General features: G+C 69.2%; 6 protein-coding genes. 3 read left to right on the top strand and 3 right to left on the bottom strand.

Annotated features, from left to right (window positions below; all coding sequences use genetic code 11):
* The first annotated feature begins 418 nt into the window (after nucleotides 1–418).
* Nucleotides 419–1,369 carry a DUF1559 domain-containing protein gene (locus GXY15_02035; protein NLV39991.1) on the top strand — a complete coding sequence of 317 codons (951 nt, stop codon included), beginning with the start codon at nucleotides 419–421 and terminating at the stop codon, nucleotides 1,367–1,369.
* A 67-nt stretch (nucleotides 1,370–1,436) separates the two neighbouring features.
* On the opposite strand, the gene GXY15_02030 is transcribed toward GXY15_02035, so the two are convergent.
* Genes GXY15_02030 through GXY15_02020 form a run of 3 tightly spaced genes read right to left on the bottom strand, consistent with a single transcriptional unit; the run spans nucleotide 1,437 to nucleotide 7,062 of the window.
* Complete coding sequence (locus GXY15_02030; protein ID NLV39990.1) at nucleotides 1,437–4,325, bottom strand: exo-alpha-sialidase; 2,889 nt, start codon at nucleotides 4,323–4,325, stop codon at nucleotides 1,437–1,439.
* Nucleotides 4,326–4,366: 41 nt separating this feature from the next.
* On the bottom strand, nucleotides 4,367–4,981 hold the full coding sequence (locus GXY15_02025) for a GNAT family N-acetyltransferase (protein ID NLV39989.1): 615 nt from the start codon (nucleotides 4,979–4,981) through the stop codon (nucleotides 4,367–4,369).
* Nucleotides 4,978–7,062 (bottom strand): hypothetical protein, encoded by a 2,085-nt coding sequence (locus GXY15_02020; protein NLV39988.1) that lies wholly within the window; start codon nucleotides 7,060–7,062, stop codon nucleotides 4,978–4,980. The genes GXY15_02025 and GXY15_02020 overlap by 4 nt, the downstream gene beginning before the upstream one ends.
* A gap of 356 nt (nucleotides 7,063–7,418) precedes the next feature.
* Here GXY15_02020 and GXY15_02015 point away from each other — a divergent pair, with 356 nt between their 5' ends.
* Nucleotides 7,419–8,108: a DUF1080 domain-containing protein gene (locus GXY15_02015; GenBank protein ID NLV39987.1), complete on the top strand. Its 690-nt coding sequence runs from the start codon at nucleotides 7,419–7,421 to the stop codon at nucleotides 8,106–8,108.
* Between the two features lie 81 nt (nucleotides 8,109–8,189).
* Nucleotides 8,190–8,438: hypothetical protein (locus GXY15_02010; GenBank protein NLV39986.1), on the top strand; the 249-nt coding region annotated here is incomplete at its 3' end.

Raw genomic sequence — 8,438 nt, 5'->3', positions numbered from 1 at the left:
TTGCTGCCGCCTTTCTTCGCGTGGGCTTGCCCGCGCGGGGGCACACGAAAAACGACGGTGGCCGCGCGTTTCCCCAAGGCCGTCGCGGCACCCCCCGCCGTAATTTCGGCTGCCCCGTTGGGGCATGAGTGTTCTGCGCGGGCACCCCAGGGCAGGCCTGGCCCTTCGGGCAGCGGACTGGCCTGGGCTATATTCGGCAACGCTTTCAGCGTTGAAGATGTCGGACAGAGGGCAAGGCACGCACTCCATCCAGAAGATGTCCGCGGATTTTAGTGCGATTGCCCTGGGGTCCGCGCACGCTGGATGCGCGGTTCTGCTATCATGGGCTGGCGCTGGACGGCCCGGCGCCGCCGACGGATGCGAAAGGCTCCGCGGAAAACGGAAAAGCCCTTAATCCCCCCATTCCTGGAGAACCACAATGCGCGCACGAAAACTTGGATTCACCCTGATCGAACTGCTGGTGGTGATCGCCATCATCGGCATCCTGGCGGCGATCCTGCTGCCCGCACTGGCCCGGGCCCGCGAGGCGGCCCGCCGCGCGAGCTGCCAGAACAACCTCAAGCAGATGGGGCTCGTGTACAAGATGTACGCGAACGAGGCCCCCGGCATGCGGTTCCCGCCGATCCAGATGCGGGACTACCCCGGCACGACCATCAACCCGCAGTTCTCGCTGGCCCCGGACATCATGGCGGTCTACCCGGAATACCTGTCGGACGGCCATGTGATGGTGTGCCCGTCGGACAACGACAACCTGATCTTCTACAAGGACGAGTGCCTTTTCGGCGACCCGACGGGCGACCGCATCGCGGCAAAGTACCCGGAGGCGGGCGCCCATGTGCACTGGCCCTTCGAGCAGGCCGCCCACAGCTACCTCTATTTTGGCTGGGTCTATGACAAGATCCAGGAGACGGACCCGATGTTTGACATCACCTCCGCGGGCGGGCTCATGGGGGTGACGATGCCCGCGGGCACGGTGGCGCCGCAGCAGATCGTGGACCATTGGCTGCCCAAGCTGATGGCCTGGTATGTCTCGAGCGCCCAGACGGCCGCCGCGGCGAAGCCGGACGAGGACGGCAAGGTGACGGCGGGCCTCGGCAACGGCGGCGGCGACACGATCTACCGCCTGCGCGAGGGCGTCGAGCGTTTCCTCATCACGGACATCAACAACCCGGGCGCGTCCGCGCAGGCGCAGAGCCAGGTCTTCGTGATGACGGACTTCCTCAGCACGAACACGGCGGACTTCAGCCACATCCCCGGCGGCTGCAATGTCCTTTTCATGGACGGCCATGTGGAGTTCCTGCGCTACCCGTCCACCCCGCCCGTCAACGCGCAGTTCGCCGCGCTCATGGGCCTGCTCTCCGCGGGCTGAGCCCCGCCCCCCGCAAAAACACGCGGCGGCCCCGGTCCCCCCGGGGCCGCCGCTTCGCTTTCATCCCTCAGGGGAGGACGCGCGGCCGCACGGACGGCAGCGCGTCCGCCGCGTGGTAGATTTCGGTCAGCTCGTTGAACGCCGCGCGGAGGGTGTCCCCCTCCATTTTCTCCCCGTTGCGGGCGAGTTCGCTGTCTATCAGCCCGCGCAGGTAGAGGATGCGCCAGCGCCAGCCCCCGCGCGCCCACTGCGGCAGGGCGGCGTCCGCTTTCTTGAGGAGCTCGAAGGCCTCCACTGACTTCGGGCCGCGCTCCTGCCAGGCCTCCTCCAGCAGGCGCACCGCCGCCAGCACGTCGTCGGCCACGGCCGGGGAGAACTCGTAGGACACGTACTCCCGGAGCGTGGCCTCGGTCAGGGCGTCGCGGTCCCAGTAGAACCGGAAGCACACCGCCTTGTTCATGTCCTCGAAGATGCCCTCGGAGTAGGGCATGCCGCCGTCCAGCTTCCCCCACGTCTGCCGCCAGAGGCCCTCGTACCGCGCGGGGAGCGGGTTCGCGCCGTAGCCGCCCCAGGGGCTGCGCCCCCACATGCTGATCTCGGGGAAATTGTAGAGGGGCAGGCCTGCGGGCACGCCGTGGTCAAGCGGATAGCGCGGGAAGTCGAAATGGTCGTCGCATAGGATCCCGTCCAGCCAGGCGGCGTCCTTTTCCAGCCCTGCCGAGAGGCCCTCCCACTCGCCCGAGGGGGGCAGGTCGTAGAGCCAGGTCGAGAGGATGACCTGCAGGTCCGGGAAGGCCGCGCGGCCGAGGGCGGCCACCTGCCTCGACAGCGCGGGGAAGGCCTTCGCCCCCCAGGGCGCGCACGCGGCGCAGCCGCAGCCTCCCTCGTCGTAGGGCCAGCAGACGAGGTAGTCAAGGCCGATGTCCTTGTACTCCCCGAACAGCCGGGCGTAGAGGTCCAGCAGGTACCTCTCCCCCTCCGGCGTGGACGGGCAGCAGTTCACCCCCATGTTTCCGTGCCGCTTCGTCAGGTCCGGGTTGGGCACCGCGCGGGTCTCCGGCGGGGCGGAGGTGAAGCCCTGGTTGGGGCACTGGACCAGCCCGGTCTTCATGCCCACCGCCCTGGCGGTGCGTAGCAGGCGGCGGGTCTGCTCCAGGTTCTTTTGCGCGGCGGGGTCGTCAAACCCCGCAAAACTCCAGGTCGGGAAATGCACGATGACCGCGTTCGCGCCCCAGAGCGCCAGCTCCTCCAGATAGCGCCCCACCTCCTCCGCCGGGGCGGCCTCGTAGTAGTTGTTGAAATGCGTGGCGGCGTACACCGCGCGGAACGCGCCCTGGGGCAGCGCGGTCCCCTCCCAGCCGCCCTCCGTGAACCCCTCCGGGCCGTAGCGCGCCGTGCGCAGGAACTTGCCCACGCCGTACAGCACGCCGAGATCGTCCCCGCCCCTTATCAAGACCTCCTCCTTCATGCTGTGGAGCTCAAATCCCTCCCACGGCAGGGAGGTGTTGATCCCCAGGGTGACCGTGAGTTCCGCCTCGCCCGACTGCAGGACCCGGACCGGGGCGCGCCGCATGATCTCGCGCGCGGCGATCTCCGCCGCCCGCCGCATCACCGGACCGGCGTCCTCCGGAAGCCGCAGCCGCAGGGTCGCCACCGGCTTCGCGGGCGGGCGCGGCGCCGGGTCGAAGACATTGCGCAGGTCCGACTCCGGGGCCGCGTCGGCAAGGGTCCGGCAGGGGGTCAGCGGGGCGTCGCGCAGGGTCCACTGGATCAGGCCCACATCGCGCGGGGCGGACTGCCCCTGGGCGTTGGGCCGGCTCCGGTACCCCGTGCCGAAAGCCGTGAGCAGAAATCCGTCCGGCAGCAGCACCGTGGAGGTGGCCTGGCTGCTGGGCCACCACGCGTTGGGCCCCTTCCGGTTCCCGGCCCAGGAGTGGAGGATGGCCTTGTGGTCCAGGTCCCAGGTCGCGCCGTGGTCCCGGCTGACGACCGCCTCGACGCCGAACTGCGGGAAGCCGTCCGCCGTGTCCGTGTAGCCCTTGCGGACCACATACGTCATCACCAGGTCGCCGGTGGGCAGCAGCACCAGGCTGGGGTGGTGGCGGCCCCAGTCATAGAGGCGCCGCGGGACCGACCAGGTCGCGCCGTCGTCCTTCGAGACAGACACCGACAGCCCCTCGTAGTGGTCCAGCGTCTCCCCCTGGAACCGGGCGGGGATGTCCGTTCGGCACGCCGCCACGAGGTCGCCGTTCTGCGCGCGCGCCAGCGCCACCTCGCTGACCCCCGACCATTCCGGCACCTTCACGCCCGCGCTCCAGGTGCGGCCCCCATCCCCGCTGAAACGGATATGGCCCGTGGAATAGCCCGGCCCCCTGCCGGAGGTGTAGTGCTCATGGTCCATGGTGTAGCCCGTCTGGATGAGGCGGGTCACCGCGCCCGTCTTCGGGTCCCGGTCCACCCACAGGGGGTCCCAGAGATTCCACGGTTTGCCGTCGGGCGCGGGGGGGATCTCGCAGGGGTCGCCCCAGGTCTCCCCGTAGTCCGAGCTGAACCAGTGCTGCCCGGCGGCCAGCATCACCCGGCCCCCGCCCAGATAGGTGAGGCTGGTGCCCATGCCCGTGTCGCCTATGCCGTCCGCGCCGGTGTGGACGTATTTCGGCTCGGACCATGTCGTCCCGCGGTCATCGCTCCAGAGCACCATGGCCTGGTGCGGATAGTCGCAGCTCACCAGCATCAGCACACGGTCCCGCTCGGGCATGTAGACGATGTAGGGCACCGCCACCACACGGTTCCATGATTCCGTGACGATCTGGAGAAACGCGGGAAGGTCGGCCCACTGCGTGGGGACGTTCAGCCGGCGGCCGACGACGCCTGCCGACCCCTGCGCGGTGCCTGCGCCCGCCAATAGAAGGCAGGCCGCCGCCGCCAGGGCCGTGCGGATCCGGGGTGAAAGCATGGCCGTTCCTTTCGTGGTTGCCGTGCCGCCGGGACCGGCGGTCACGCGCCCGCCCGCGCGGGGCGGATCAGGGAGCAGGTGGGCGGCGCGCCGGGCTCGAAGGGGGCGTCGCCGGCCAGCCGGAACCCGTGGCGCTCATAGTACGCCACGTTCTTCTCCTCGTGCGTGATGACATAGGCGGGGAGCCCGTCGCGGTCGGCGCGGTCGAGGATGTGCCGGATGAGGGCGGAGCCCGACCCCGTGCGCTGGCGCTCCGGGTCCACGCCGATCACCTCCAGCGACCAGTGGGGCCCGGAAATCTCCGCGCGGTGGCGGCGCTCAATGTCCCGCAGCGCGCGGAGCCGTCGCCCCGCCAGCTCCCAGCCGACACCGAAGGGGGCGGCCAGGAACCCCGCGCGGACATAGCGTCCCGCAGGCAGGCCGTGCGGGTATTCCGGCGGGGTCCACAGTGCCGCGCCGCTTCCGTCCCCCGCGATGAACGCGCCCCCCACCCCCCGGTACAGCGCGATGGTGCGCAGGTATAGCCAGCGGAGCTGGCGCGGCCGCCGTTCCGGGTCGGGAAACAGGTACTGGTTGAGGGAGAACGTGTGAAACGCGCGCACCAGCACGTCGGCGGCGGCGGCGTCCTCCTCCGGGCCGACAGGTTGGACATTCATTCAACGACCTCCTCCGGCAAGCGCGGCGGTGCCTGCTTTGCCCCCAGTTCTTTCGCCTTCTCACGGCAGGGAACGACCGTGTAGGTGAACCGTCTCACAAGTTCCTGGAATCCCTCGTTGTCGCGGTCCTCCGCCAGCCAGAGCCGTTTGAAGTCGTTCTGCAGCGACTCAAACTCCGCCGCCACGGCCTCGAGTTCCTCCGCGACCCGTTCTCTTGGAACCGCCGTGTCATTGTAATGGCCGAGCGCGGCGAGCTTGTGTCCGAGGGCCGCATAACAGCGAGCCCCGAAAACCCATTGTTCGAGCGTGTCCCTGTTCCGCCGGGCTTTCGGCAACTCCTCCGAAAGGACCGCGAGCGCGGGCAGGGCGGCGTCCAAGACCGCCTGTCCGGCGCCCGCGGGATCGGCAATCCGGGTGATGTCGGGATGTGTGAACGGGTCGTGGACGAATTCCCACAGGTAGCCCGTGGAAACCTCCATCTCCTTGCCGTCCTCGCCGCGGACGCGGAGGGGCACCGCGTTCACATCGCTTGCGGACTCCATGGCGCGGACGGCGGCGTCGCTTTCCAGTCCGTAGAGAACCCGCGCGAAAGCCTTCCGGAAATAGTCCCGGTCCGCCCGCGCGCCGGTCCACGCGCACGCGCCGTGGTACAGGAACGGCAGCCATTCCTCGCCGACGAAGTGGAAGTGCCCCGCGTCCCCCCAGTCGCAGGTGACGCTGCCGGCCGCGCCGTGGCCGAGTCCCCGCGAAATTTCCAGGTCGGAGAATTCCGCGGCGCGGTTCACACACGGCGTCAACCAGACGTGGCTGGAGATCCACGCCTGCGCGAAAAAGTCGAGGCCCTCGCCGCGCAGCCGGGGAAAATCCTTTTCCCATGCCGGCTGGTACGGCCCCCCGGCGCAATAGTAGCTCCCGACAATGACGTTCTTCGGAAGAGAATTGAGCCTCGGCCCCATGCCGGCGAGATGGCCCTGGCTGTCGAGCGGCCCCTGCGTGATCATCAGCCGTCTGCCGTTCTTTCCAAGCGCCTCGTTCAGCTTGAGCACATAGCCAAAGACCAGGTCCGTGACCTGATCCAGCGGCAGCCCGTCCGCCTGAAGCCCGTCGATGTCTATCTCCGTGATGTCCACACTGAACAGTTCGCCCGGAAAGGCCGCGCACAACTCGTTGATCATCGTCGTGACCATCGCCACGGCCTCCGGTTTCCTGATGTCGAAGGTCATGACCCACGGCGTTTTCTCGCAGGGCCCGATCCGGAGGTGCTGGTACTGCGGCTTGCTGAGGATGTGGAACGAGTGGCCAAGCCCCTGCAGCAGCGGGTGCACCTCCACACCCGCCCGCGCGGCGTGCGCCGAAACCGCCCCCGCCTCGTCCGGGGTGTACCCCTCGGGCGGCGAGATGTCCGGAAACGCCTTGTACTTGTACACGTGCTCGAGATACAGCTCCAACACGTTCATCTTTCCCTCCGCCAGCGTGTCCGCCAGGCGCCTCAGCGTCTCCGGCGCGGGAACCTGTCCCCGGGAAACGTCCTGCTGCGCCCCGCGATACCGCAACGACGGCCAGTCGCGTATCACCATGCCCGGAAGCACGGTCCGGTCCGCCGCAGCCTGGGCCAGCGTGGTCAGGCCATGCCGCAGCCCCGCGGCGCTCCGCGCCGTGAGCGTCACCCCGCCGGCGCCGATGACAAGCGCGTATCCCTGGTCGCCGAGCCGCGCGAAGGCCGCGTCGTCAATCCGCGCCGCCGCCGGAAACTTCGCGGGCGTGTCGGCCAGCGCAAGCGCGATGACCGGCCCTTCGGCCGGTTCAGAAAGGGGAAGCGTCACGCCGCACGCTCCGGCCAGCCGATCCGAAGCCCGCTGCGCCAAATCCCCCATCCCGGTGCCGGCGCCCGCCGCAATGCCCCCGCAGCCCGCAAGATCGAACGACACCCCCGGCAATGCCTCGACCTCTTTCGGCTGCGCCACAATCCAGGTGTCCATCGCCGTCAGCGCCCCGGCCACGGCCCGGGCATCCTGTTCCGCGCCCGCCCACGCCGAAACCATCATCACGCACAGGCACACCAGCCCGATTTGTCTTGTCACGCACGGCATGCTTCCAATCCTCCAAGAACTGACGCCCGTCCCGCCCGCCATCCGTGACCATTATGGGTTGCCGCGTCAACGGGATCAACAAGGGCGCTGGGGGAGGAGGGTGCGGGGCGCGGCCCCAAGACTGCGTCCATTCCCCCTTTTCATCCGGTCGTCCCCGCCCCCTGCGCGGACCTGCTGGACCGGCTCAACATCGGGCGGCATGACCGGATCTCCACCCTGTCGTTCGGCGCGCCGCAGTGACCTGCGCGCGGCGGTCTTGACTGGCGGCGGCGGGCGGATGATAATGGGGCGCGCGTCCGCCGGGACGGGACGGCCGCGCGGGCACAACGCACAAGGAGCGGTGAGTCATGGCGAAGAAGACGGTTTTCTGCCTGGGGGCGCTTGTGGCCGGGATGATCGCCGTCGCGGCGTGGGCCGCGGAGGCGCCGAAGCATCCCGAGTCCACGGCGGACTGGAAGGACCTGTTCGCGAAGGACCTGTCGGACGCGGTCTATCCGAAGGGCGTGTGGAGCTGGGAGGACGGCGTCCTGACGGCCACGAAGGACGAGGCAATCTGGACCCGGGCGGACTATGAGAACTTCGCCCTCGACCTGGAGTTCAAGAACTCCGAGGCGGCGAACAGCGGGGTCTTCCTGTACTGCAGCGACATGGACCAGTGGATCACGAGCTGCATCGAGGTGCAGATTCTCGACGACTACGCCGACAAGTGGGCCGACGTGGCCCCGAACTGGACCTGCGGCGGCGTCTTCGGGCGCTTGGCCCCCGCGAAGCGGGCCGTCAAGCCCCACGGGGAATGGAACCGCTTCACCATCTACTGCTGGGGGAAGCAGGTGGAAGTGGTGCTCAACGGCGAGCATGTCGCCTCGATGGACATGGCCAAGTGGACCGACGCCAAGAAGAACCCCGACGGGTCCGACGCCCCCGAATGGCTCGGCGGCCCCCTGAGCGCCCTGGCCACCAAGGGGAAGATCGGCCTTCAGGGCAAGCACGCCGGCGCGCCCATCTGGTTCCGCAACATGAAGGTCAGGAAGCTCTAACCGCCCGCTTCCCCGCACAGGGGGGCGCGGCGGCCCGGGCGGCGTGTTGTCTTGGGCGGGGGACTTGGATAGAATGGGCGCATGACGGAAATGTCCCCCATCCTTCGGGAACGCCTGGACACGGTGCGCGCCGCCGTGACGGCGGCGGCGTGCGTCCCCGCCGCGTTTGTCTGCATGGCCCTCGGGGTGTCCGCGGGGTGGGCGGCCGCGCTGCCGCTGCTGGCCGCGCTGGACCTGCGGGGGTGGCGGACGTGGACGGGGCGGTGGGTGCTGGGCGCGCTCGCGCTGGCGCTCGCGGCGGGGCTGTTGTCGGACCAGATGCTGGCGGCG

Source organism: Candidatus Hydrogenedentota bacterium (genome assembly GCA_012730045.1).
In the GTDB taxonomy this organism is placed as follows: Bacteria; Hydrogenedentota; Hydrogenedentia; order Hydrogenedentales; family CAITNO01; genus JAAYBR01.
The sequence above is the reverse complement of the archived record's forward strand: the minus strand, read 5'-3'. Positions and strand labels throughout refer to the sequence as shown.

Bases quoted from the DNA above. Each gene is read 5' to 3' on its own strand.
- GXY15_02035 (NLV39991.1), top strand. From the start codon at position 419: ATGCGCGCACGAAAACTTGGATTCACCCTGATCGAACTGCTGGTGGTG.
- GXY15_02030 (NLV39990.1), bottom strand. From the start codon at position 4,325: ATGCTTTCACCCCGGATCCGCACGGCCCTGGCGGCGGCGGCCTGCCTT.
- GXY15_02025 (NLV39989.1), bottom strand. From the start codon at position 4,981: ATGAATGTCCAACCTGTCGGCCCGGAGGAGGACGCCGCCGCCGCCGAC.
- GXY15_02015 (NLV39987.1), top strand. From the start codon at position 7,419: ATGGCGAAGAAGACGGTTTTCTGCCTGGGGGCGCTTGTGGCCGGGATG.